This window comes from Bacillus sp. CECT 9360, assembly GCF_918741275.1.
Lineage (GTDB): Bacteria > Bacillota > Bacilli > Bacillales > DSM-1321 > Peribacillus.
In genome coordinates this window covers 25,674-49,276 of sequence record NZ_CAKKNA010000022.1, presented here as the reverse complement: position 1 = coordinate 49,276, position 23,603 = coordinate 25,674, and the positions used below count along the sequence as shown (strand labels likewise).

The 23,603-nt window shown below is 41.2% G+C and carries 25 protein-coding genes; 18 read left to right on the top strand and 7 right to left on the bottom strand.

All coding sequences use genetic code 11. The annotated features are described in order from the left end of the window. Positions 1 to 22: 22 nt before the first annotated feature. Both LQ216_RS19525 and LQ216_RS19520 read right to left on the bottom strand, forming a co-directional pair. The gene (locus tag LQ216_RS19525) at positions 23 to 1,351 is read right to left on the bottom strand and encodes a UDP-glucose/GDP-mannose dehydrogenase family protein (protein ID WP_230131285.1); all 1,329 of its coding nucleotides are present in this window, start codon (positions 1,349 to 1,351) and stop codon (positions 23 to 25) included. Positions 1,352 to 1,485: 134 nt separating this feature from the next. Next, positions 1,486 to 2,601 carry a metallophosphoesterase gene (locus LQ216_RS19520; protein ID WP_230131284.1) on the bottom strand — a complete coding sequence of 372 codons (1,116 nt, stop codon included), beginning with the start codon at positions 2,599 to 2,601 and terminating at the stop codon, positions 1,486 to 1,488. Between the two features lie 363 nt (positions 2,602 to 2,964). On the opposite strand from LQ216_RS19520, the gene LQ216_RS19515 reads away from it, so the two are divergent. Next, on the top strand, positions 2,965 to 3,267 hold the full coding sequence (locus LQ216_RS19515) for a transporter suffix domain-containing protein (RefSeq protein ID WP_230131283.1): 303 nt from the start codon (positions 2,965 to 2,967) through the stop codon (positions 3,265 to 3,267). 47 nt (positions 3,268 to 3,314) lie between these two features. After that, positions 3,315 to 4,409 carry an NAD(P)-dependent alcohol dehydrogenase gene (locus tag LQ216_RS19510; RefSeq protein ID WP_230131282.1) on the top strand — a complete coding sequence of 365 codons (1,095 nt, stop codon included), beginning with the start codon at positions 3,315 to 3,317 and terminating at the stop codon, positions 4,407 to 4,409. A 167-nt stretch (positions 4,410 to 4,576) separates the two neighbouring features. Here the strand turns inward: LQ216_RS19510 and LQ216_RS19505 are convergent, their stop codons facing one another. Then, positions 4,577 to 5,008: a VOC family protein gene (locus LQ216_RS19505; protein WP_230131280.1), complete on the bottom strand. Its 432-nt coding sequence runs from the start codon at positions 5,006 to 5,008 to the stop codon at positions 4,577 to 4,579. A gap of 186 nt (positions 5,009 to 5,194) precedes the next feature. Here LQ216_RS19505 and LQ216_RS19500 point away from each other — a divergent pair, with 186 nt between their 5' ends. The 13 genes from LQ216_RS19500 (at position 5,195) to LQ216_RS19440 (ending at position 20,160) form a co-directional block, all read left to right on the top strand. Next, a complete protein-coding gene (locus tag LQ216_RS19500; RefSeq protein WP_230131279.1) occupies positions 5,195 to 6,871 on the top strand; it encodes a hypothetical protein in 1,677 nt (558 codons plus the stop codon). A 325-nt stretch (positions 6,872 to 7,196) separates the two neighbouring features. Beyond that, positions 7,197 to 7,805 (top strand): protein kinase family protein, encoded by a 609-nt coding sequence (locus LQ216_RS19495; protein ID WP_230131277.1) that lies wholly within the window; start codon positions 7,197 to 7,199, stop codon positions 7,803 to 7,805. A gap of 47 nt (positions 7,806 to 7,852) precedes the next feature. After that, positions 7,853 to 8,299, top strand: a complete 447-nt coding sequence (locus tag LQ216_RS19490) for a DUF6376 family protein (protein WP_230131275.1) — start codon at positions 7,853 to 7,855, stop codon at positions 8,297 to 8,299. Between the two features lie 148 nt (positions 8,300 to 8,447). Continuing rightward, positions 8,448 to 8,831, top strand: coding sequence for a MerR family DNA-binding transcriptional regulator (locus tag LQ216_RS19485; protein ID WP_230131273.1), 384 nt, complete (start codon positions 8,448 to 8,450; stop codon positions 8,829 to 8,831). Further along, positions 8,828 to 10,342 carry a long-chain-fatty-acid--CoA ligase gene (locus LQ216_RS19480; protein WP_230131271.1) on the top strand — a complete coding sequence of 505 codons (1,515 nt, stop codon included), beginning with the start codon at positions 8,828 to 8,830 and terminating at the stop codon, positions 10,340 to 10,342. The genes LQ216_RS19485 and LQ216_RS19480 overlap by 4 nt, the downstream gene beginning before the upstream one ends. A gap of 4 nt (positions 10,343 to 10,346) precedes the next feature. Next, positions 10,347 to 12,023, top strand: coding sequence for an acyl-CoA dehydrogenase family protein (locus LQ216_RS19475; protein WP_230131270.1), 1,677 nt, complete (start codon positions 10,347 to 10,349; stop codon positions 12,021 to 12,023). A 255-nt stretch (positions 12,024 to 12,278) separates the two neighbouring features. After that, the gene (locus LQ216_RS19470) at positions 12,279 to 12,830 is read left to right on the top strand and encodes a hypothetical protein (protein WP_230131268.1); all 552 of its coding nucleotides are present in this window, start codon (positions 12,279 to 12,281) and stop codon (positions 12,828 to 12,830) included. An 89-nt stretch (positions 12,831 to 12,919) separates the two neighbouring features. Next, the gene (locus tag LQ216_RS19465; protein WP_230131266.1) at positions 12,920 to 13,828 is read left to right on the top strand and encodes an HD domain-containing phosphohydrolase; all 909 of its coding nucleotides are present in this window, start codon (positions 12,920 to 12,922) and stop codon (positions 13,826 to 13,828) included. Positions 13,829 to 14,041: 213 nt separating this feature from the next. Further along, positions 14,042 to 14,809 (top strand): 3-hydroxyacyl-CoA dehydrogenase, encoded by a 768-nt coding sequence (locus tag LQ216_RS19460; protein WP_230131264.1) that lies wholly within the window; start codon positions 14,042 to 14,044, stop codon positions 14,807 to 14,809. Positions 14,810 to 14,847: 38 nt separating this feature from the next. Further along, a complete protein-coding gene (locus LQ216_RS19455; RefSeq protein WP_230131262.1) occupies positions 14,848 to 15,993 on the top strand; it encodes an acyl-CoA dehydrogenase family protein in 1,146 nt (381 codons plus the stop codon). A gap of 226 nt (positions 15,994 to 16,219) precedes the next feature. Beyond that, positions 16,220 to 17,368, top strand: a complete 1,149-nt coding sequence (locus LQ216_RS19450; protein ID WP_230131260.1) for a thiolase family protein — start codon at positions 16,220 to 16,222, stop codon at positions 17,366 to 17,368. Positions 17,369 to 17,398: 30 nt separating this feature from the next. Beyond that, positions 17,399 to 18,958 (top strand): fatty acid--CoA ligase, encoded by a 1,560-nt coding sequence (locus LQ216_RS19445; protein ID WP_230131258.1) that lies wholly within the window; start codon positions 17,399 to 17,401, stop codon positions 18,956 to 18,958. 683 nt (positions 18,959 to 19,641) lie between these two features. Continuing rightward, positions 19,642 to 20,160, top strand: coding sequence for a DoxX family protein (locus LQ216_RS19440; protein ID WP_230131256.1), 519 nt, complete (start codon positions 19,642 to 19,644; stop codon positions 20,158 to 20,160). Between the two features lie 61 nt (positions 20,161 to 20,221). On the opposite strand, the gene LQ216_RS19435 is transcribed toward LQ216_RS19440, so the two are convergent. The 3 genes from LQ216_RS19435 to LQ216_RS19425 form a co-directional block, all read right to left on the bottom strand. Beyond that, positions 20,222 to 20,398 carry a YfhD family protein gene (locus LQ216_RS19435; RefSeq protein ID WP_230131254.1) on the bottom strand — a complete coding sequence of 59 codons (177 nt, stop codon included), beginning with the start codon at positions 20,396 to 20,398 and terminating at the stop codon, positions 20,222 to 20,224. Between the two features lie 108 nt (positions 20,399 to 20,506). Further along, positions 20,507 to 20,632, bottom strand: coding sequence for a YfhE family protein (locus LQ216_RS19430; RefSeq protein ID WP_230131252.1), 126 nt, complete (start codon positions 20,630 to 20,632; stop codon positions 20,507 to 20,509). Between the two features lie 81 nt (positions 20,633 to 20,713). Continuing rightward, entirely contained in the window at positions 20,714 to 21,628 is a 915-nt protein-coding gene (locus tag LQ216_RS19425) for a TIGR01777 family oxidoreductase (protein ID WP_230131250.1), read from the bottom strand. An 87-nt stretch (positions 21,629 to 21,715) separates the two neighbouring features. Between LQ216_RS19425 and recX the strand changes: the two genes are divergently transcribed. Both recX and LQ216_RS19415 read left to right on the top strand, forming a co-directional pair. Further along, positions 21,716 to 22,516 (top strand): recombination regulator RecX, encoded by an 801-nt coding sequence (gene recX, locus LQ216_RS19420; protein WP_230131249.1) that lies wholly within the window; start codon positions 21,716 to 21,718, stop codon positions 22,514 to 22,516. A 59-nt stretch (positions 22,517 to 22,575) separates the two neighbouring features. Next, positions 22,576 to 22,899, top strand: coding sequence for a YfhH family protein (locus LQ216_RS19415; protein ID WP_230131247.1), 324 nt, complete (start codon positions 22,576 to 22,578; stop codon positions 22,897 to 22,899). A 102-nt stretch (positions 22,900 to 23,001) separates the two neighbouring features. Here the strand turns inward: LQ216_RS19415 and LQ216_RS19410 are convergent, their stop codons facing one another. Next, positions 23,002 to 23,166 carry a small, acid-soluble spore protein K gene (locus tag LQ216_RS19410; protein ID WP_230131245.1) on the bottom strand — a complete coding sequence of 55 codons (165 nt, stop codon included), beginning with the start codon at positions 23,164 to 23,166 and terminating at the stop codon, positions 23,002 to 23,004. 108 nt (positions 23,167 to 23,274) lie between these two features. On the opposite strand from LQ216_RS19410, the gene LQ216_RS19405 reads away from it, so the two are divergent. Beyond that, complete coding sequence (locus tag LQ216_RS19405; RefSeq protein ID WP_230131243.1) at positions 23,275 to 23,541, top strand: YfhJ family protein; 267 nt, start codon at positions 23,275 to 23,277, stop codon at positions 23,539 to 23,541. The last annotated feature ends 62 nt before the right edge of the window (positions 23,542 to 23,603 follow it).

Sequence of the window (23,603 nt, the reverse complement as noted above, 5' to 3'; positions counted from 1 at the left end):
TCTCCTTTACATTTCAAACTATTCAGCTGGTCTCCATGCTATATTTGTTTGTAATAGCAGCTCTTCCTACTGATACGTAAGTAATCGGGTACTTTTGTACCTCATGAAGCGGATAACAATTTCGCCCATCAATGATAACGGGTTCCTTCATATATGACCGATATAAATCAAGATGTATATGCTTAATTTGATCCCATTCTGTTGCAATGATCGCTAACTCGGCATTAGCCAGAGCGGCCCGAATATCCACTGTATACTCTATCGTGTTTCCTAAAACCTTTTGTGCATTGGGAATAGCTACAGGATCATAGGCTGTGACAACCGCGCCTTCATCGAGCAATTCCTTAATTATCGTTAAGGAGGCAGCCTCGCGAACATCATCTGTTTCTGGTTTAAATGCCAGTCCGAGCAATGCGACCTTTATTCCTTTTAAAGATCCTAGCGTTTCCTTCGCTTTCATGACGGGAAGAGATTGCTGGCGATTGTTCACGTTGATCACGGCCTTTAAGAGATCAAATGGGTGCTGAATATTCCCGGCCAGCTGAACAAGCGCTTTCGTATCTTTCGGAAAACAGGAGCCTCCATACCCAATTCCCGCTTGCAGAAAATCGCCGCCAATCCGTCGGTCTTTTCCAACGCCATAGGCTACCTCTTCAATATTTGCCCCGACTTTTTCACAAATTGTTGCAATCTCATTAATAAAGCTTATTTTCGTTGCAAGAAATGCATTGGAAACGTATTTAATCATTTCTGCACTTTTCCTATCTGTTTTCATGATAGGAATTTTCAGTGGAAGATAGATCTGTTCGATAATCGATGCTGCTTCAGGACTATCACTGCCTATCACGATGCGGTCTGCATGAAAGAAGTCAAAAATGGCAGAACCTTCTCGGAGAAATTCAGGGTTTGAGACCACTTCAGCATGGATGTCGGGAGGTTTATTGCAATGAATAATATCTTTGATGCCGTCATTTGTACCGACGGGAACAGTGCTTTTCGTGCATACAATAACATCTTTCTTGATATGTTGGGCAATAGTATAGGCGGCTGTTTGTATGTATTCCAGATTCGCTGCACCATCTTGTTGTTCCGGCGTTCCGACCGCTAAAAAAATGATGTCCGCATTTTTGTAGGCAATTTGTGGATCGGTTGTAAAATCCAGTCGTCCGCTACTTAGGTTATTTTGTAAGAGAGGTTCTAGTCCAGGCTCGTAAATTGGAGAACGGCCGGCTCGAAGCACTTTAATCTTTTCTTCTTGAATATCTATACATGTCACCTGATGACCCAACTCAGCTAAACAAACACCTGTAACCAATCCTACATATCCTGTTCCAGCTACGGTAATATTCATCCTATCCCTCCACTTAGACAAATAAAATTTGTTCTACTTCATTTTATTAAAATAATCTGAATTTCTTCTTAACCTGGAGTTAAAAGAATGTAAAATATTTGTATATTAAAAAAACACAAACATCGCTGTTTGTGTCAGTTCGAAAATGTAATATTAATCTCGACGATCTCGGCCTGGCTTCCCAACCGCAGCGGTGGACCCCAAAAGCCAAATCCGGAAGAAACAATGGAATGCATATCTTCTTTCTGTAGATATCCCCAGTCATTTTCATAAATAAATTTAGTGATTAAATGGTTAGGAGCCAATTGTCCGCGATGGGTATGGCCTGATACCACTAAATCAATTCCGTTTTTCTCAGCTGTTCCTAATTCGTAAGGCTGATGATCCAGCAAGAACAAAGCATTGTTTTGATTAACATTTGAAACCAATTCCTCTACAGGTTGACGATCTGTATCTGTCTTATCTTTTCTGCCGATAATGGAAATGCCGTTATCCAGTTCGACCACTTCATCCCGCAAAACATGAATATCGATATCTTCTAACTTCTCGACGAACTCAGGAATTTTCCCGCCATAATATTCATGATTTCCTAAAACCGCAAAAGTACCTAATGGAGCCTTAACTTGCGCAAGGTCACTATCGATTTTTTTATCAATAAAAGGTGTTGGATCGTCGTCTATGATATCTCCCACATATAGAACCATATCCGGCTCCAGTTGCTTGATTTCTTTGACCATCCGTTTTGCATGACTCTTCCCGGACATAATGCCAAAATGCATATCTGATGCCATGACAACACGAAGATCATCAGCTCCTTTTACCTGCTTGTCCACCTTAATGTCATAGCTGCGGACAACGGGTGTATAGGCATTATAGGTTCCGTACGCGAAAATCACGACAAAGCATAAGAGCAGGGTGTATCCCGCCAAGGTAACGATCGAGCTTTTAGCTAAAGAAGAGAATTTCTTCACTAAGAAAACCACAAGATTGGCGATCGGAAACAACAGGAGGGAATACTGTATAACTCCCATCCAATAGGAGCCTATGATATTTATGATTGCCACTTCTCCGGTAAAACGTCCAAGGACAAACGAATATCCCAAAAATAGCATGGCGAGTATAATTGGCCATTTTTTTTGAAACCCAAACGTGTTACGCAACCAAACCCTGATATTCCATCCGATGTAAAAAAGAAGAAGATTATATAGTAAAAACACAGCAATTATCATTAAAATATTACCAAGAGACACGTCGATCTACCTCATTTCTTTATCTCAAGTATTATAAGGAAAAACCGAAAGAATTAAAATTTTTTTGAACTTTTTTGAGAATAGTCACGTTCAATAAGCTTTATAAGGGTTAATGCACTTCGACAGCTACTTCTGTCTATTTAAGCGATAATAACGATGATTTAAGCGAAAATGGCAGTCATTTATGCGAAAACACCACTCATTTAAGCGAAAACAAGCGGCATTTAAGCGAAAACCCATGTGATTTAAGCGAAAGCCTAAATTCGCATCTTTATGTCATATAGAAAACTGTATTTCAATGAAACCTGAGCCGTTTTTGCTATAATGAATGAAATGAGTATTTAAACGAATTGGGAGGACGAAATGAATCAACCCTTACAAAAGAAAAAGAAACCGCTTCTGTATAGAATCGGGATCTGCTTGATTATCGGTTCCTTTTCACTTTGGCTTGCCCCGCTCATTGTTCCGTTCCTGAACATTACCGCATCACTAAAAATAACCCTTGTGACCGTAGCTTTAGTTGCCGCAGAGATTATTTTCTGGATTGGTGTAGCTATAGTCGGCAAGGAAGTCGCGAGTAAATATAGAGGATACTTTAATCCTCGTAACTGGAGAAGAAAACCAAATAATTCTTCCGAAAAGGGAAAGGATAATTACGAAGAGTAATAATCCGGATGGTGCCAAGCGCCTGCCCAATTACAGGAGGAATAAGTATGGAAACAAAAGCAGCAGTTACCTTCGGAAGTGGAGAACCGTTTGAAATCACCGATATTACTATCGATGATCCGCAAGCAGGCGAAGTGTTAGTTCGAATTGTTGGAACGGGAATTTGCCACACGGATATTCTTGCGCAAACTCAAGCGTATCCGGTCCCTTTGCCCGCCGTATTAGGGCATGAAGGTGCGGGTGTTGTCGAGAAGGTAGGTGTGGGAATAACGCACATCCAGCCGGGCGACCATGTTGTATTATCATACAGTTCATGTGGAACATGTGCGAATTGTTTAAGCGGAAAAGCATATGCTTGCGAAAACTTTTATGATCTGAATTTTGCCGGCAGAATGATAGACGGGTCGAGCCGATTGCATAAGGAGACCCAAGACCTATCTAACTTTTTTGGACAGTCAAGTTTCGCTTATTATGCCGTAGCATCAGCACGTAACGTGATCAAGGTTCCAACAGATGTACCGCTTGAAATGCTGGGCCCGCTTGGTTGTGGTGTTATGACAGGAAGTGGTTCTGTACTAAATAAGCTAAAACCTGAGCATGGCTCAAGCATTGTTATTTTCGGTTGCGGAACGGTTGGTTTAAGTGCGATCATGGGTGCAAATGTAGCTAACTGTGGGATTATCATTGCAGTCGACGTCCAGGAAAACCGGCTGGAATTAGCAAAGGAATTGGGTGCCACCCACACCATCAACGCAAAAGATGGAAATGTTTTGGAGGCAATTAAGGACATTACAGGGCGAGGTGTCAATTACGCGATCGAATCCAGCGGCCGGCCTGACAATACACGTTTAGCTGTTGATTCCCTCGCTGTGTTAGGAACAGCCGTACAAGTAGCCGGCGGGCCAGTGGGTTCTGAAGTAAGCATAGATATTAATACCATCCTATTTGAAAGAAACCTCAACGGCTTCTTAATGGGTGAAGGTGTCCCGCAGTTGTATATCCCTAAGCTGATTGAACTATACAAAAAAGGGAAGTTCCCTTTTGATAAGTTAATTAAATACTACTCATTAGATCAAATAAATGAAGCAATCGAGGATACAAAAAAAGGTACTACCATTAAACCGATTATCAAGTTTGGTTAACCAAAGTGTGTGGAGTACATGAAAGAATAAATCCGATTAACAATCCAGTTGATTTTATTCTAGATATTTCAAATAGCGATAACACCGTTCGAAACGCTCGAACGGTGTTAAAATTGAGGGTTGAAAATGGATATTAGCGATAATGTTGTTTCATAGCTGCCTCTCCATTAATCTTGAATATTTACAACCCAATCAACTATATCATCTATAGTTTTTTCTTTATCAATCTGCATCGAAAGTATTATAACATAACCATCAGGGTCTTTTAGGACAAGTTCACGAGCATTCCAAGGACGATCAATAGGTCCCTCCAAAATATTAGCATAGGCTTTATTCGCCTTGTCAGCAAAACTATCAACATCTTCAACTGTAAAGTTTAAAACAACACCTATCCCATTAGAATTCGTGTCATATTGTTCTGACACTAGCATCATGTCTTGATACTTTTGCCCCCGAATATGAGCCATTACAATTTCACCGGCCTGGTCAGGCAACACAAATATAGATTCAAAATTAAGAACATGTTTGTACCAGTTAAGTGAGCTTTCCATATTCCTTACTGCAAGTTTTACGAACAACGGCATAGCATAAAATTCCATCCCTCATCCTCCTTTTCATAAGATACTTTTAAAATAAACGATCACGTAGCGAGAGGGTCAAGGGTGTTATTTCAAGTAAATAAATTTTCATTATGATTTAGTTTCAAAAATACATAGAGAACAGCCTGCATTAACTATCAAGAAAAGGTGGTAGGTGTTGATCAGCTATGTAGGGAGGATCTTGCTATGAATCTATCAAATTTTGAAGAGTATATTGATGAAAAAATCATTGAACGTGGTCTGGATTATTTTTATGAAGGCCGTGTTGGGAAGATAGAGATTGTAGAAGGAGATATATATACTGCCCAGGTGGAAGGGTCTGAAGATTACAGCGTTGAAATCCAACTTGATAGTCAAAAACAAATTGTACAATCAAACTGTGAATGTCCGTTTGATTGGGGCGATTTCTGTAAGCATGAGATTGCGATGCTCTATGCGTTAAGAGAGGAGACTAGCAATTTTACACAAAAGCCTAAAAAGAAGTCTATAGCAAAAAAGAAAAATCTAAAGGACGTCCTCTCAGGTCAAAGCAAGGAGGAACTTATCAGCATCATTCTCGATTTGGCGAAGGATTATAAAGATATTGAAAATCGGATTACTCTTCAATACGCAGCAGATAAAGACGAGATTTCTATTGCTGATAAACTAATCAAAGATTATATCAAAAAAGCAACGCACAGAGGTTTCATAGAATGGAACCAAGTGGGTCTCGCCGTAAAGGGCGCGGAAATAACGCTTCAAAACGTACGAAGTAAACTGGATACCGGGAATATTGAAAGTGCAGTGTCATTATCCACTGCCGTTTTATCGAATGTTGTAGATATGCTGCAATATTGTGATGATTCGAGTGGAACAGTTGGAAGTGTTATACATGAAAGCATCTATTTAATTAATACAGCAGTAAGCAGAGGAAAAGACAATCTAAGTGATTTTGAACAACAACAGTTATTTTTCTTAATAATGAAAGAAGCTAATCATAAACGATACGAGGGCTGGACTGATTGGCGCTTTGATCTTTTGCAATCGTGCATAGAATTTTGTGCTAATCAAGAACTTCGTACAATACTTGAACTACAGCTTGACGTGATGATAGAGGAAATGAATAAGGACGAATGGAGCGGAAAATATTACGAAACACAAATAAAAAAGCTGCAGCTTGAGTTGATCGAACGATTTGATGGAAAGAATAAGGCCGATGCTTTTATAGAAAAGAATATTAAACACAGTGATTTTCGCAAGAAGGCTATTCTCATAGCGTTTGATAAAGCTGATTATCATAGAGTCATAAAACTCAGCTTAGATGGCGAAAAGACGAATCAGGACTATCCAGGATTAATTAATCAATGGAAGGAATACAGATATCAAGCCTATGAAAAGCTTGGTGAACGCGATCAGCAACGGCAATTGGCATTAGAGCTTCTATACGAAAATAAATCCCACTATTATTTGGAATTAAGAAAGCTCTATCAACCTGAAGAATGGGAAGATATTTTGGAAGTAATCCTCAATCAATTTGAACAACAAGCCTATCGCCCATCCGTTGTTTATGAAGAAATTCTAATTAAAGAGCAATTAACTAGCCGATTGCTTGAATATTGTAAAGGCCAAGTCCATTATATAACTCATTTTTACCAGCACCTTATCGAAGACTTTCCAAAAGAAGTCGACGAGCTTTTCGTGACTTATGTTAAAGGAGCCGCAAATAGCGCTTCGAATAGGCGGGAATATAAAAAAGCATGCAAAATAATTAAAAACTATAAGAAAGCCTGTGGCAGTACAAATACTGAGAGGCTAATCGATGAATTAAAAGAAAAGCATAAGAACCGACCGGCCTTTTTGGATGAACTTGAAAAGGTAAGGTAGTCTTTGCCGCTATAAAATCGAAAAAGATAGCTGGTCTAACAATAATGTACAGGCATACACTTAAAAGGACAAAGCACTTCTTTTGACCTTCACCTTTTTTCACCATATAATATAACTACAATAATTAAATAATCATCTTCCATTAAGGGGAGTAGCTATACAGCAAAGTCGTCAATACAGGACCTGAGTCCTCGGCTTTGTTGGCAACCTAGGTTGTTTGCGAGACCTTGCCGTTTATTTGGTAAAGTCTCTTATTCGTTTAACAGACGTTATAACCAGATATTCGGTTATAACGTCTTTTGTTTTCATGAAAGGAGGTCGTATTTTGAACAGATATAACAGACTTGCTGAAAGTGTAAAAATAAAATCGAAAAAAGATAAAGTAATACTAGTCGCATACGATGAATCTTTACAGTTTATTGGAGAAGGCAGAAGCGCGTTTGTTTTCCGAATCAAAGCTACCGATAAAGCCATTAAAGTGTTTTTCCCCAACCATATCCATATTGCCAAGGAAGAAGCTGAAATTTACAAAGAATTGCAGGGTATTTCATATTATCCTACTCTTTATGATGCCGGTTCGAATTATTTAGTCATCGATTATATAGAAGGGCATACGCTTTTCGAATGCTTGGCGCAAGGAATTCCGGTTACCACCGAAAAAATCAAGGAAGTGGATGAAGCGTTATTGCTAGCGAAGAAGAAGGGTTTAAATCCATCCGATATCCATTTACGAAACATCTTTATCACTTCCGCAAAAGAAATCAAAGTGATTGATGTGGCCAGATTCCGGCAAACGAAAAATTGTACTCAATGGAGCGACCTGAAGGATGCTTTTTATCGAGTCTATCTTAAACCTTTCTTCCCTAAAAAAATCCCGGCTTTCATTTTGAATCTGATAGCTGCCTTGTATAAGAGAAAGCTTATTCCTATGTAATCTTGAGTTGCGTTATTAATCATATAACTATAGAGAGGATGTTTCATATGAAAAGAATCTTTACGGTTTTTGCTATAGTATCAATGGTCGTGTTAAGCGGATGCTCCCTTCTCGGGGAAGTAAACAACTCTATCGACTATGCGAATGAAGCAAAGGACTATTTGGATAAGGCCAGCCAGTTTGCTGAAGATGTGCCACAGCTTGCCCAGGATGCCGTAACCAATCAGGAAGCGCGTGAAAACCTGGAAACCGAATTGAAAACGATGAAAGAGGAAATACAGACCTTTAATGAAACAAAAGCCCCTTCCATAGCAGAAGACATTCATACCCAAATTGAAGAATACAATGCAAAATTAAGTGAAGGCATCGATACCTATTTAAAGAATATTGAAAATGGCAACTATGACCTCGCCCAATTAGAAAACTCAGAGATCATGCAGACGATCAATGATTTAACGAGCCTTATGAACAAGATTGAAAACTTAGGCTCCTAATATAATCACCTCCTTGTATTCAATCTGGGAGGTGATTTTTTTATGGATTTTAAAATTAAAAACGAATGAAGCTGAAAACATCTTGAGGTTTACGTTAACGTCAATGCTATTATATAAATACTATCCCTCAGTAAAGAAGGTTTTTGGCATGTATACTATCTCTGATTTGTCACAAGAGTTTAACCTTACCACCCGGACAATCCGTTATTACGAAGAGCTTGGGCTTCTAAAACCGCAGCGGACCGAAAGCGGAAATCGTTTGTATACAAAAAAGCATTACGCCCAGCTGAAGCTGGTTTTGCGCGGTAAGCGGTTTGGGTTTTCACTAGAGGAAATCAAGGAAATGGTCTTGCTATTCGATTATGACCGTACCGGTGAGAGACAGCTTGAGCGGACGATTGAGTATGGGAGCCAGAAATTAGAGGAGGTGAATCAGCGCTTAAAAGAACTAAATGAAATGAGAGTAGAAATTGAAAATCTGTTAGGTGATTTTACAGAAAAACTTGATTCAATAAGGAGTGAGAAAGAATGAATATTTCTGAATTGTTATCCAGGAATGCAAGGAAATATCCACTTCAAGAAGCAGTTGTTACCGATACAGAACGCGTATCCTATCAAAAGTTGAATGAACTCGTAAATCGATTTGCATCATCGCTTCAATCACTTGGAATCAATGCTTCGGATAAAGTGGTTTTATTTATGCCTAATACCCTCGAATTCGTCATCAGCTATTTTGCTGTCCAGCGACTCGGGGCCATCATTGTGCCTATCAATGCCAAGCTGACACAGTCGGAATTGGAATACATCATCGATCACTGTGATGCCAAGGCACTCATCGTCCATGAACAATTATATGAAACCGCCCAGTCTTTTTCAACTCCATCGTTGCTTTGCATGAAAACAGGACCTGCATCTGACGGCTGGCGTTCTTTCCAATCATGTATCGACTCAGGAATAAATCTAGAAATCGAATGCCCTCTTACAGAGGAAGACGAATCTACTATTCTATATACTTCGGGCACAACTGGGAAACCAAAGGGCGTGCTCTTTACAAACCGGAATGTCTTAACTGTTGCGATCATGATGGGTGTCGAAATGTCGATGAAACCAGAAAGCAGAATGCTACATATGATGCCACTAAGCCATTCGGCCCCGCTCCATTTGTTCCTCGTTGCCGGAACCTATGTTGGAGCAACTCATGTCCTTGCACCGATGTTTACTCCCGAACGACTGCTGCAACTCGTACATAACGAAAAAACAACCCACTTCTTTGGTGCGCCTGTTGCTTACTTATTCACGGCTAAACAGCCGAATCTATCATCCTATGATTTATCCTCAATGAAATACTGGGTTTACGGAGGTGCGCCACTTTCAAAAGGGGAAGTGCAGTTCATCCAAACCAGTTTCCAAACAAAGAATCTCTATTGTGTATATGGGTTAACAGAGTCAGGACCGAGCGGAACACTGCTGCTACCTGAGGACCATGAAGAAAAATCCGGCAGCATAGGCAAACGCGGGGCTCTGGGAACAGAGCTGCGGATAGTCGACAGCGATGGGAAAGATTGCGCCTCGAATGAAATAGGTGAAATCCTATTATACGGAGAAGGCAACATGAAAGGCTATTACAAGAATCTGGTGGAGACGGAAGAAGCTTACCTTGACGGATGGATCCGTACCGGAGATCTTGGAAAAAAAGACGAAGACGGATTTATCTGGGTAGTCGACCGTAAAAAGGATTTAATAATCTCCGGAGGCGTGAACGTCTATCCAAAAGAGATCGAAGAAGAATTAATTAAACACCCGGCAATCTCTGAAGTAGCCGTCATAGGTGTTCCCCACCCGGAATGGGGGGAAACCGTTAAGGCATTTATTGTGACAACAGAGAACGGGAATGAACTCGAAGCCGAATGTAAAAAATTTCTGGCTGGAAAGCTTGCTGATTTTAAAATTCCGAAGCTTTATGAAAAAGTCGATGCCCTGCCGCGGAATGCAACGGGTAAAATTTTGAAACAAGTGTTGAGAAAAACCCAACAGGAGGTGTAAATAGATGAATTTTTATAAAGAGGATGAACAACTGCAAGAACTTCTAAAGGAGCTATTGGACGCTGAATTTTTCGAGTATGCAGACAGGGAGCTAACAAAATTCGGCGGAAAATGCGCAGGTGAAATTGATGAGCGGGCACGATTTACGGACAGGGAAGGGCAGCCAAAGCTAATCAAATATGATGCTTACGGGGAGGATGTTTCCGAGGTTTGGGTAAACGCGGGGTATCGGAAAACGGTTGAAGAAACCTACAATACCGGAATTGTCGGCTATGTACACAAAGAGATTCCCGAACTGAATAAAAAGGGAAATTATATATACTCCTATGCACAGGGCTATTTGTTATCCCAGACCGAACCTGGTTTTTATTGTCCTGTTACATTGACGATGGCTACTGCCTATCTGCTCGATCAGTATGCAGATGATGAATTGAAAAAACGTTTCCTTCCTTTCGTCGCTTCAACAGGAGAAAGGCCACTTTATGAAGGGGCGACTTTCTTGACAGAGCGGCAGGGCGGCTCAGATGTAGGTGCCAATGAAACGAAGGCCGTTTTCAATGGATCCCATTATGAGTTATTTGGAGAAAAGTACTTTGCTTCTAATGCCGGGATGTGTGGAGTGGCAATGGTTTTGGCGAGAAGAGAGGGTGCACCTCCAGGAACGAAGGGGTTAACATTGTTTGCCGTTCCGTGGAGAAAAGAGGATGGCAAGCTGAATGGAATAAAAATCCGACGCTTAAAGGATAAGCTGGGAGTCCGTGCCGTGCCGTCAGCGGAGGTAGAGTTTGAAGGGGCAGAGGCGTATGTTGTAGGCGATCCATCAAAGGGTTTCTATTATATGATGGAAGCTCTTAATCTTTCGCGTGTTTGCAATACGGTGGCATCACTGGGCATTATGCGACGGGCTTTGCAGGAAGCAAAAAATTATGCAACAAACCGCAATGCATTCGGCAGCAGGCTGACCGATTTTCCAATGGTGAAGGATACACTGACAAGGCTTGCGGTCAAGCATGAAATTGAAACACGCACTGTATTTACGTACCTGCCGCTATTTGACGAGGTCATGAAGAAAAATGAACGGATACCCAAGGAAGATGAAGTGTTAAATCGCCTCTACATTGCGCTTTTGAAAAAAGAAACAGCGGAGCAGGCGATTGCCTTTTCACATGAAGCAATTGAAATGCACGGAGGCAACGGCTTTATTGAAGATTTCGTGACTCCCCGTTTACTTCGAGATGCACAGGTACTGACAGTATGGGAAGGAACTGCAAATATTCTGGGCCTCGAAGTATTAAGGCTCATTCAAAAATTTAATGCCCATGAATTATTTTTACATGAGATGACAAAACGCCTTAAGGCAGTAGGGCATCTTTCAGAAGCCTGCGCTACTCCCGTTGAAGATGGCTTACATGAACTAAAGGTATTGCTATCCTTCCTAAGTAAAGCATCTGCGGATCATCAAAGCTTTCATTCGAAGAAAGTGGCTAAATTAATGAGCGATATTCTGGAAAGCGTCGTCGCTCTTGAATATGCGGCAAAGGGTGACAGTCGGGCACGAAAGGTGATGGAGGTATTCATAGAAAACACTTGGGGCGGACCGCACACCTTTAATGAAAAGATGCGTACCGTCGAATATTTTGATGCAATAGTCGAAAGCAACAAAACTATGAATATAAAATAATTTTATAGACTATTTTGGAAATAAAAAGTCTTCCCTTTCACCAGAAAATGACATTAATATCTGATGAAAGGGTTTTTTACTGGTAATCTCTTAAAAAAATGTAGAATAAAAGGTAAAGACATAATATAATGGTAAAAAATACAATAAATAGGCCACTATTATTTATGCAGATGTCAGTTAATTTATACATACATGATTTCTTTCACGAGGTTCTGATGTATAAAGATAGTTTAGCCAAAAAATGGGGGAGAAAAAATGAGAAAAAGTTTTGTTTTATTGTTTTCCATCTTACTAACACTGACATTTGGTTCCGGGGCATTCGCAGCAGAAAGCAAGGATGCCAGCAAAGGACTAAGGCTTATTGAATTAACTAATAAAGCGATTGACTTAGCCATTGATAAGGCTGTAGCAAAAGGAGAAAAGCTGCAGAATGACTATCACGCAGATATTAAATCGGTTGAGGGCGCAGAAGTGATCATCTCATTAAGAGAAGAACAATCCCTCCTGGAAACAGATACAGCTAAAGCTGCTGAAACAGAAGAAAGATTAGCAGCCATCGAGGCAGAGATTCTTTTGATAGAGAACAAATTGAAACAGGAATCTGACTATTTTGCTAAACGTACTGCGCAATACAATGCTGAATTAGATTTACTTATTAACAATCTAGTGAATGTGACCAATGAAATGACAGCCCGTACGATTAACACTGTTGCTAAAATGGGTATCAACGCTGTTTGTGAATGGGAATATGTAAAGATTGGTCATAAATGGGTTTGGGTTGATCCTGTCGCAGTTGTGGGTGCATAACAACTTAACTTACCTTAAACTTAACTTGGGTAATAAACGTATTCTTATTAATTGAATCCGTTTTTATTTACCAATAAGGAGATAAAAAAGTGGAAGGTTTAATGATTTCAAAAAAGGGTGCTAACTTAGAAATAGTACACCAATATTCTAACGAGTTAAGTTTGTTATCACGTGATAATGGTGTGGATATAATGCTGCAAACAGTTTATAAGGATAAACTGTTTTATGTGTATCCCAGTGAAAATCCCGAGGTCTTAGAATTTTTTTATATCTTAAGCGGTGAGATGGAATGTGATCAGGATGGTGATAAAGTAACTCTCGGCGCACATGATTACATTACTTTTAAAGGGATAAAAGAGTCCGTCCATTTTGTGGCCAAGACCGACGTTACTTATCTTTGGATAATTACCGAGCCGACCTTTAAACAGGTTAGTGAAGACTATCGAAACTTAACAGAAATTGCAAAAAAAGTTGAAAAGAAAGATCATTATACATTTAATCATAGCGAAAGGGTTACTACCTTTTCAGTCAAGATTGCTAAATATCTAAAACTTCCTGCAGAGACAATGCGAAAACTACACCAAGCGGCTATTTTGCATGACATCGGCAAAATCAATATTCCAGTTGAAGTTTTAAACAAGCCGGGAAAGCTTACAAAGAAAGAATTTGACTTAGTAAAAAAGCATGCTGGTGATGGTGCCGACATGGCCAGAAAAACGAGCTACAAGCATTTGGCAGACATCATCGAACAGCATCATGAAAGATTAGACGGTTCCGGATATCCTCATGGGCTTAAAGGGGATGACATTCTCCTGGAAGCAAAAATAATCGCGGTGAGCGATTCTTTCGACGCCATGACAGAGGACCGCGCCTATCGTAAGGCATTCACTGCACAATACGCGATGGATGAATTGAAGGGGTTAGCGGGAAAACAATATGATAAAAAAGTTGTTCATGCACTTGAGAGCATTCTTAAAGAAGAAGGAATAATAAAATAAAAGCCTCATCAATACATGAAATAAACTGCAGAACCGCAAAACGGGTTCTGTTTTTTATTATATTTTTAACAGAAGTTCTTCAACGTATCTATCAAAAATATAATCAGCATTGAAGTATTTAGCGCTGTTAATTTCTGTTATAATAATTATATTCTGAAAGTTTAGAAATTGAAGTCTATCTAGAAAAAGAGAGAAAGCCATAGGAGGGTTAACATGGAAATTTCAAAAGCAATTGCCGTCGTTACAGGAGGAGCTTCTGGTTTAGGGGAAGCCACTGTCAAAAACCTCGTTGCCGGGGGGGCCAAAGCACTTATCCTGGATACTTCTGCAGAAAAAGGTAAGCGCTTGCAAAATGAATTAGGAGAATCCACATTATTTGTACAGACTGATGTTACAAACGAGGATGACGTCAACAATGCATTAGATCAGGCGATTCAATCATTTGGTTTCGTTAACACGGTTGTGAATTGCGCGGGGATTGCTATCGCAAAGAAAGTATTAAGCAAAAAAGGGCCGCATGAATTGGAGGCTTTCTCGAAAGTCATTTCAATAAACTTGATTGGTAGTTTTAATGTAATTCGTCTCGCGAGTGAAAGAATGATACATAATCAAGAAAATGAAGCTGGTGAAAGAGGGGTCATTATCAATACGGCGTCTGTGGCAGCTTATGAGGGACAAATCGGTCAGGCGGCATACAGTGCTTCTAAGGGAGGAATTGTTGGAATGACGTTGCCGATTGCCAGAGAACTGGCTTTCAGCGGAATCAGAGTTATGTCCATCGCGCCGGGATTATTTCATACACCAATGTTCGATACCTTGCCTGAAGAAGCAAGAATATCGCTTGGGAAAACAGTCCCATTCCCATCAAGGCTTGGATTCCCTGAAGAGTATGCCAAATTGGTAGAAAGCATTATTGAAAATCCGATGCTGAATGGAGAAACGATCCGCTTGGATGGGGCGATCAGGATGCAGCCTAAATAAACCGGTCCGTACATTCATTAATGGAAGGAGAGTCAGCAATGAAACATCTATATTTAAATGAAGACCATGAAATATTTCGAAAGTCACTTAGGAAATTCCTCGAAAAAGAAGCATATCCTTATTATGAGCAATGGGAAAAAGAGCGGATGATTCCGCGCTCGTTCTGGGAAAAGCTTGGCGAGCAAGGGTTTTTATGCCCGGATCTTGATGAACAATACGGCGGCATTGGAGTCGATTGGGGATTTTCAGCCGTCATTAATGAAGAGCTGGAACGTGTAGGTTCAGGCCTTGTTGGTGTAGGGCTTCACAGTGATATTGTCGTTCCTTACATAAGCGCCTATGGTACGGAGGAGCAAAAACAAAGGTGGCTGCCTAAGTGTGTTACCGGCGAAACCATTACCGCGATTGCTATGACAGAGCCTGGTACAGGTTCAGACCTCGCCAATATCAAGACAACCGCAATCCTTGATGGAGACCATTATATTTTAAACGGGCAAAAAACCTTCATCACAAATGGAATTCATTCTGACTTAATAGTAGTCGCATGTAAAACCGATCTCAATGCCCAACCAAAGCATAAGGGTGTAAGCTTGCTAGTTGTCGAAAGGGATACACCTGGGTTTTCGAGGGGGCGAAAGCTGGATAAAGTCGGCTTGCATTGTCAGGACACAGCCGAATTGATATTCGAGGACTGCCGTGTGCCGAAAGAAAATTTACTTGGCGAAGCAGGGAAAGGTTTTTCATATCTGATGGATAAGCTCCAGCAGGAACGGTTGGTTGTCGCGATTGCCGCACAGGTAGCCGCTGAGGATATGCTGAAAATGACACTCGATTATATAAAAACAAGAGAGGCATTCGGCAAGCCGATTGGAAAATTCCAAAATACCCAGTTCAAAATCGCCGAGATGGCAACCGAAATCGAAATGGGAAGGGCATTTCTCGACCAGTTAGTAGCGAGCCATATCGCCGGTGAAAGTATCGTGACAAAGGTTTCGATGGCCAAATGGAAGCTGACTGAAATGGCAAAGCAGATTGCGGCGGAATGCATGCAACTGCATGGCGGCTACGGCTATATGGAAGAATACAAGATTGCGAGAAGGTATCGCGATATTCCGGTAGCAAGCATTTATGCGGGCACAAATGAAATTATGAAAACAATCATTGCGAAAAACATGGGATTATAATTTCAAATAATCGAGCACAAATTCAAATAATCGAGCACAAATTCAAATAATCGAGCACAAATCCGGATAATCGAGCACAAATCCAGATAATCGAGCACAAACTCAGATAATCGAGCACAAACTCAGATAATCGAGCACAAACTCAGGTAATTAAGCACAAATTCAAATAATCAAGCACAAATCCGGATAATCAAGCACAAATTTTTTCAATAGAGAGGGAGATTCTATGCGTGAGGTAGTCATTGTTGAAGGAATCCGTACACCGGTTGGGAGAAAGAACGGGGTGTTAAAAGACATCCGTCCTGATGATATGGCCGCGGAAGTTTTAAAGGAATTAGTGAACCGGACCGGTATCAAGCCCGAAATCATTGATGACGTCATTCTAGGCTGCGTCAGCCAGGTGGGTGAGCAGGCTGGTGACATTGCGAGGGTAGCTGCTTTAATAGCCGGATATCCGATTGAGGTTCCGGGTACAACGGTTGATCGTCAATGCGGTTCAAGTCAGCAAGCCGTGCATTTCGCAGCTCAGGCGATTCTTTCAGGAGATATGGATGTAGTGGTCGCCGGCGGAGTAGAAAACATGACCCGTGTTCCGATCGGTTCCAGCTATCAGGGAGCAGGCTTGAGCGAGAAATTAACAGGCCGCTATGAAATGATCCATCAGGGTCTTTCGGCTGAACGAATTGCCGAGAAATACGGCATCACCCGCGAAGAGTGTGACCAATTTGCTTTGGAAAGCCACCAAAAAGCTTTGTGCGCTCAGGAAGAGGGGCGTTTCGAACGTGAAATTATTCCGATAACAGGTAACCTGGATGGGGAAACGGTTGAAATCCGTCAAGACTCCGGTCCGCGTAAGGAGACTTCCCTGGAAGTGCTGGGTGGGCTTAAAACGGTATTTAAAGAAGATGGTCTGATCCATGCCGGAAATTCAAGTCAAATCAGCGATGGTGCAGCAGCCCTATTATTGATGGAACGAAGCAAGGCAGAGAAGCTTGGCTTAAAGCCGCGTTTTCGGGTGCATACGAGAGTGGTGGTCGGTTCTGATCCAACCTTGATGCTTACAGGGCCGATTCCGGCTACGAAAAAAGCGCTTGAGAAATCAGGTCTGTCCATTGATGATATTGACATTTTTGAGGTGAATGAGGCGTTTGCTCCAGTTGCCCTTGCCTGGTTGAAAGAGACCGGAGCAGACCGGGAAAAGCTGAATCCAAATGGCGGTGCGATTGCGCTTGGCCATCCACTGGGAGGAAGCGGTGCCAGGTTGATGGTAACCATGATGCACGAACTGGAGCGAACAGGTGGACGCTACGGTCTGCAAACAATGTGTGAGGGCCACGGAATGGCCAATGCCACGATCATTGAACGTATACAGTAATCAGGACCATTGAAGGAGGGAACCCCGAACATGTCAACAACAATTGGAAAGATTTTTGATCTGACGGTAAAAAAATTCCCTAACAAAGAAGCGCTTTATGATGAGCGAAGAAATGTCCGCTATACGTATCAGGAATGGAATGAGAGAGTAACATCTCTTGCAAATGCCCTGTTGGCTGATGGCGTTAAAAAGGGCGACCGCGTTTCCACATATTTATACAACAATGAAGAGCTTGCCACTGCTTTTTTTGCTTGTGCGAAGATCGGTGTCGTATTCAACCCGATCAACTTTCGCCTGATGGCAGAAGAGCTCTCCTATATTTTAAGTGATGCCGAGCCTAGTGTCGTTCTTTTCGAACAAGCTCTCGAATCTACAGTAGCTGATGTAGAAAGCCGCTTTCCTGAGATCGCCTTTTGGTTTATAGATAATGATACGCCTTCTTATGCGGCCAATTATCATGAAAAAACAGCTGCCGCACCTCTGCAAGAATTGACAGATGACATTAAAGAAACCGATCTTTATGCGATCATGTATACGAGCGGGACAACGGGCAGGCCAAAGGGTGTTCTGCATTTACACCGGGACATGGTTGAGCAAAGCATGATTTTGATTAATGGCTGCAAAAACAATAGTACTGATGTCGGATTGATTACCGCTCCGATGTTCCATTGCGCTGAACTGCATTGTGCTTTTCTCCCGCGTGTTCATGTCGGTGCAAAAAACGTCATTCTTCACCAGTTTAACCCGAGAAAAGTATTGGAATTAATTGAAGAAGAAGAGATTACTAAGTTTTTTGCAGCTCCGACCATGTGGAATATGCTCCTGCAAGAAAATCTGGAGGAATACAACCTTAAGAGTCTTACACTCGGTTTATACGGGGCAGCCCCCATGGCACCTGTTTTAGTGAAAGCATGTAAGGAAAAAGTGGGTATTGACCTGGTTCAGGCATACGGAATGACTGAAATGGGACCGGCGATAACGATTCTTTCCGAAAAGGATCAAATCAGAAAGGCAGGCTCAGCAGGCCAGGCTTGTCTGAACCATGAAATCATCATCGCTCGGCCGAGGGAGGATGGACCATCAGATCCGGATGATGTAATGCCTTCAGGGGAAAACGGAGAAATTCTCGTAAAGGGACCTTGTTTGATGAGTGGCTATTTCGGGCGTGAAGAAGCAAGTGAAAATGCCCTTTATAAAGGTTGGTACCATTCAGGCGATATTGGTTATCTTGATGAAGATGGATACCTTTGGGTGAAGGATCGTGTAGATGATATGATTATCAGCGGCGGAGAAAATGTTTATCCTAGAGAGGTGGAAGATACTCTTTATGAGCATGCAGGAGTTTTGGATTGTGCTGTCCTCGGTCAGCCCGACGACCATTGGGGCGAAACCGTCACTGCTTTCATTGTGGCTAAAGATGCATCTTTAACTGAAGCAGAACTTGAAGAGTGGTGTAAAAACAGCAAGACACTTGCAAATTATAAACGTCCGAGAAAGTATATTTTCTGTAATGAGCTACCAAGAAATGCAAGCGGCAAGATTCAAAAATTCATTCTGCGAAAGCAGTTGGAAGACATGTTTTCTGTGTAAATCAGGAATAACAATCCGGTCGAAAGCAGCCATCATGGAAGAGGGGCTGCTTTTTTGCTTATCTTGTTCCACAAGGCTGGTCCTATCGTAATATTCCGGTAGGGACAATAATAATCATCCGGGGTATTTGATTTAAACGAAAAATCTTATGATTCAAACGAAAGTCGAGTCGATTCAAACGAAAATCCAGGTGATTTAAACGAAAACTGAATCCATTTAAACGAAAGTCAATTTAGCCATCCCCCCCTCAAGAATTCAAATCTTCTAATTCGTGAATATCTTGAAAATTAATCTATCCACAATTGTAACCAATGAATAAGAAGGATAAAAGCCACTTATCCACATAATCCACATAGTTATCCATATTCTCTTGTGGATAAAGAGAAATAATAAATAGCTAAATGACGAGCCTTTCACAAAATAATCCACATTATTCACATGCCTGTGGATAATGTGTGAATAGAAAAAACTAAGGAATTATTTAAAATGTGAAAATATTGTGAAAAGGATTGCATATTAAACAATGGGGGAGTATTATAAAAGTGTAGAAAAGATAGTGAAAAAATTCACAAACTATCTTACTTCTATAAACCAGCTGGCTGTAAAATTAATCTAATAAAAATTTTTAAGAACATTTGTGAATAATTTCACAAGAAGCAATCATATTTTAGGAGATGAGTGAAATGGGAGCAACTTGGAAAAACGGTCCGATTATTAATGGATTTTGGGCATTATTAAGAATTTGGTTAGGTATTCAATGGCTAGAGGCAGGATGGCATAAAGTGATGGACGGATTTGATGCCGGAGGCTTTATGCGGGGGGCCATCGCACAAGCTGGCGGAGAACATCCGGCAGTCGCAGGCTGGTATGCCGCATTCCTGGAAAATGTAGCTTTGCCGAACGCTGGAGTATTCAGCTTTCTTGTAGCATGGGGAGAGGTCCTGATCGGTATTGGGTTAATCCTAGGTGCAGCCACTATTCCAGCTCTTCTAGCAGGAGCATTCATGAACCTTAACTTCATGTTAGCAGGAACCACCAGCACAAACCCGGTTCTTTATACAGTAGCAATCCTCCTTCTTTTTGCAGGAGCAGGCGCTTATCAATACGGCGTAGACAGATATGCCATTCCTTACATCAGAGAACATGTTGGCAAAGGGAAAAAAGATACTGGCAAGATTGATCGTAAAGCAGCAACACATTAAGAATATAAAATTTTAAAACAGGGAGAGCAGTTTTCTCCCTGTTTTTTCGTTACTTATTTTTTCAACTTCTTGCACGACGGTCAGCTGAATCAGAACGGGCCATTGCTTCTAAATCTTCATGGTCGGCAAGGTCAGCGGAGAATTCGACGTCAAGACCATCTCTTTTTAAATCCTTCGGCACTTGTGGAAGTTTCTGCTTATTCTTATCCCGGTTGTGGTGAATATTATTTCTACCCATGTCAGCCGCCCCCTAAGAAATTATAAGAATGACTCGTGAAGGGTGAGTCATTACAATCTTATTTTTCACGGAAGAAGTCACATTATGTATGGGAAAATAGACGGCACATTAGATTTTTCCTCTTTTCATGGTATACCCGGCTGCACGGTCAGCTTTTTTGAATTCACGCGCATAAAGGACTGCCTGCGTGCTCGTCAGCGTGCTTCTCATTTTCTCCCGTTTCCTATTATCCATTGTTCGTCAGCTCCTTAAATCAGTATATCCCCATTTTTTCCTTACCGGCTAATTCCATACCTTAGCAAAAAAATAAACCGGTTATTCCCGGTTTACTAACAGATCTTCGAGTGCAGGGGATAATTCAGGATAGCTAAATTCAAAATGATGAATTAGCAGCTTTTCGGGAATAACCTTTTGTCCTTCCAAAATTAACACGCTCATTTCGCCAAGTAACGTACTAAGCATAAATGCCGGCACCGGGAACCAGTGGGGTCTATGCAGCACTTTTCCGACAGTCCGTCCAAATAAGTCCATATGTACCGGGTTAGGTGAGGTAAAGTTCACTGGTCCCTGTATGTCTTGATGATTCATACAAAAGATTACGGCGCGAGCGACATCTTTGATATGAATCCATGACATCCATTGAATACCGCTGCCGATTTTACCGCCCCCAAAAAGCTTATAGGGCAGGGCGATGCTTGACAAAGCACCTTCTTTTTCCCCAAGGATGACACCGAACCGGGTTAACACTATTCTTTCCGTAAAGGAAATCGCCTTCATCGCCTCTTTTTCCCAAAGTGCTACCGTCCGGGACAAGAAATCATCTCCGTTGGAAGCGGTCTCCTCGGTGTATGTGTTCACTTCAGAAGTTCCATAATAACCAATTGCGCTTGCGTTTATTACGGTTTTAGGTTTCTTCTGTAGCCGTGAAAGGATACGCACCATTTCTTTTGAGGATTGCATCCGGCTTTCGACTATTCTTCGCTTGCGATCATCCGTCCAACGTCCGCTGTTCAATGATTCTCCGGCCAGATTAATGAAAACATCGATTCCTTCCAATTCTTTTTCCGGATGTGCTCCGTCGCTAAGCCAACGTACATTGCGGACAGCATCATCCGGTATGTGCTTATCGGGATTTCTTGTCAGGATATATACTTCGTGCTTTTCTTTGAGAAGTTCACCAGTTAAAGCAGCACCGACAAATCCACTGCCCCCGGCAATCGCGATTTTCATGAAAATCCCTCCTTCATAAAAGTATTTCGGTTTTTTATCCAGATAACCTTCTTTTAGATGTGTTACATTATTAACAGGGGTGATTTTATGCCGCAGATTACAAAAATAACGACTCAAAAAAAACGAAAAGATCGCTATAATATTTACTTAGACGAAGAATATGCCTTTAGTGTCGATGAAGAAGTCCTCCTCAAGTTCCAGCTGAAAAAGGGGACAGACATCGACGAATTCAATCTTGCAGATATCCAATATTATGATGAAATACAAAAAGCCTTTACGCTTGCGTTAAACTATTTGTCACATCGGATGCGATCGGAATCTGAGATTCGGACTTATTTAAAGAAAAAAGAGATGGTAGAGCCGGTTATCCAGGAGACCGTTCATAAGCTGTACAATTATAACTACCTGGACGATTCGGCATTTGCCGAAGCCTTCGTAAGAACGCAAATCAATAGTGGAAATAAAGGACCAATCATCATTCGACAAGAATTGAAGGAAAAAGGAGTCAGTGAAAAAAACATCGTTCAGGCCTTACTCCAGTATTCTTTTGATATTCAGGAAGAGCACACCCGAAAGATGGCCGAAAAATCGATTGCAAAAGAGAAGAATATCTCTGAAAGAGCCTTAAAGCAAAAACTGGAACAAACCCTGCTACGCAAAGGGTTTTCTATGGATGTCATCAAAGAGGCATTACTAAACGTAAGCTTTGAAAAAGACAGTGATGAAGAATGGGAATCCCTTTGCCATCAAGCTGAAAAGGTAAGGCGCCGGCTGCAAAAATACACAGGCTACGAGTATGAACAACGTATGAAGCAAACCCTATTCCAAAAAGGATTCCCCATTGAGTTGATTGACAGGTATTTATCAAACCGTGATGAGCCTATGTAAGAGATTCAATGATGATTTGTTATGGGGTTATTATTTTTTAGAAAATAGAGGTGCTATAAATGAATGATATAAGATACAGCAAAATGACACAATATGAATTGAATCAGGAAATCGCCTCGCTTAAAGAAAAGGCGCGAAAAGCGGAACAGCTTGGAATGGTCAATGAATTTGCCGTGCTAGAACGGAAGGCTGTCATGGCGAAAGCCTATTTATTGAACCCTGATGATTTTAAATCAGGTGAAATTTATCACATTGAGGGGGGGGACCCAGGCTCCTATTTCAAAGTGGATTATTTAAACGGAGTGTTTGCTTGGGGCTTCCGTATGAATGGCGATGGCAAAGAAGAGGCGCTTCCGATTTCAATGCTCACGGAAGTTAAATAACAAAGAAAGAGCCTCTCGCTACAGAAACGAATGATTCCTGTAGTGAGTCGGCTTTCTCTAAGGTTACTGTATCTTTCCACAACAATTAAAGCAGGCACGAGTCTAAAGTGTATCGGAGGTTCGCTGGTTTGATGCCCGCATTCTTTCCTGAGGATGGGTGTTTATTGATCCGTCTGTCCGTTTCGAAGCATACTCGGCTTTAGCACGGGGTTCTCCCTCGAATTTATTGCCGTTTTGATTTGGGAAGTTTCTCGCTTTATTCCTCATTATTTCCCTCCTGAAACCGATATACGAGCGCGCGTTTTCGCGCATTACTAGTATGGGTAAAATATGATGTGCCGCATTCATCTAAAAAATGGCAAAGGAGTGATTATCATGAATGAACATCATGAAAGGCTGACAGATTTGTTATTAGAAAAAAACAATACGATTACTTTTGAAACGGCCCGTAACTGGATTGAGCTTTTGTGGGAGGATTTTGAAGCAACCTATGCGAAAGCAGGGCATGAGTATGCCGGCCCGGAAATGACAGCGCGCGTCGTGAAACAATGGATTGAAAATTATGGAGAGAAGCTGCATGAGTTTATGGAAAATAATTCGAAATATAAACATCTGTTAAATAAAAAAGAGGATCTCCATTGAAAAAAGCTGGCTCCGATGATTACCCCGATTAAAGTAGGGAATCAGGAGCCAGCTATTTTATT

What these genes read in the sequence shown, in the direction of transcription:
- LQ216_RS19525 (WP_230131285.1), bottom strand. Translation starts at nt 1,351, where the DNA reads ATGAATATTACCGTAGCTGGAACAGGATATGTAGGATTGGTTACAGGT.
- LQ216_RS19515 (WP_230131283.1), top strand. Translation starts at nt 2,965, where the DNA reads ATGAATCAACCCTTACAAAAGAAAAAGAAACCGCTTCTGTATAGAATC.
- LQ216_RS19510 (WP_230131282.1), top strand. Translation starts at nt 3,315, where the DNA reads ATGGAAACAAAAGCAGCAGTTACCTTCGGAAGTGGAGAACCGTTTGAA.
- LQ216_RS19505 (WP_230131280.1), bottom strand. Translation starts at nt 5,008, where the DNA reads ATGGAATTTTATGCTATGCCGTTGTTCGTAAAACTTGCAGTAAGGAAT.
- LQ216_RS19500 (WP_230131279.1), top strand. Translation starts at nt 5,195, where the DNA reads ATGAATCTATCAAATTTTGAAGAGTATATTGATGAAAAAATCATTGAA.
- LQ216_RS19490 (WP_230131275.1), top strand. Translation starts at nt 7,853, where the DNA reads ATGAAAAGAATCTTTACGGTTTTTGCTATAGTATCAATGGTCGTGTTA.
- LQ216_RS19485 (WP_230131273.1), top strand. Translation starts at nt 8,448, where the DNA reads ATGTATACTATCTCTGATTTGTCACAAGAGTTTAACCTTACCACCCGG.
- LQ216_RS19480 (WP_230131271.1), top strand. Translation starts at nt 8,828, where the DNA reads ATGAATATTTCTGAATTGTTATCCAGGAATGCAAGGAAATATCCACTT.
- LQ216_RS19475 (WP_230131270.1), top strand. Translation starts at nt 10,347, where the DNA reads ATGAATTTTTATAAAGAGGATGAACAACTGCAAGAACTTCTAAAGGAG.
- LQ216_RS19470 (WP_230131268.1), top strand. Translation starts at nt 12,279, where the DNA reads ATGAGAAAAAGTTTTGTTTTATTGTTTTCCATCTTACTAACACTGACA.
- LQ216_RS19460 (WP_230131264.1), top strand. Translation starts at nt 14,042, where the DNA reads ATGGAAATTTCAAAAGCAATTGCCGTCGTTACAGGAGGAGCTTCTGGT.
- LQ216_RS19455 (WP_230131262.1), top strand. Translation starts at nt 14,848, where the DNA reads ATGAAACATCTATATTTAAATGAAGACCATGAAATATTTCGAAAGTCA.
- LQ216_RS19450 (WP_230131260.1), top strand. Translation starts at nt 16,220, where the DNA reads ATGCGTGAGGTAGTCATTGTTGAAGGAATCCGTACACCGGTTGGGAGA.
- LQ216_RS19445 (WP_230131258.1), top strand. Translation starts at nt 17,399, where the DNA reads ATGTCAACAACAATTGGAAAGATTTTTGATCTGACGGTAAAAAAATTC.
- LQ216_RS19440 (WP_230131256.1), top strand. Translation starts at nt 19,642, where the DNA reads ATGGGAGCAACTTGGAAAAACGGTCCGATTATTAATGGATTTTGGGCA.
- LQ216_RS19435 (WP_230131254.1), bottom strand. Translation starts at nt 20,398, where the DNA reads ATGGGTAGAAATAATATTCACCACAACCGGGATAAGAATAAGCAGAAA.
- LQ216_RS19430 (WP_230131252.1), bottom strand. Translation starts at nt 20,632, where the DNA reads ATGGATAATAGGAAACGGGAGAAAATGAGAAGCACGCTGACGAGCACG.
- LQ216_RS19425 (WP_230131250.1), bottom strand. Translation starts at nt 21,628, where the DNA reads ATGAAAATCGCGATTGCCGGGGGCAGTGGATTTGTCGGTGCTGCTTTA.
- recX (WP_230131249.1), top strand. Translation starts at nt 21,716, where the DNA reads ATGCCGCAGATTACAAAAATAACGACTCAAAAAAAACGAAAAGATCGC.
- LQ216_RS19415 (WP_230131247.1), top strand. Translation starts at nt 22,576, where the DNA reads ATGAATGATATAAGATACAGCAAAATGACACAATATGAATTGAATCAG.
- LQ216_RS19410 (WP_230131245.1), bottom strand. Translation starts at nt 23,166, where the DNA reads ATGAGGAATAAAGCGAGAAACTTCCCAAATCAAAACGGCAATAAATTC.
- LQ216_RS19405 (WP_230131243.1), top strand. Translation starts at nt 23,275, where the DNA reads ATGAATGAACATCATGAAAGGCTGACAGATTTGTTATTAGAAAAAAAC.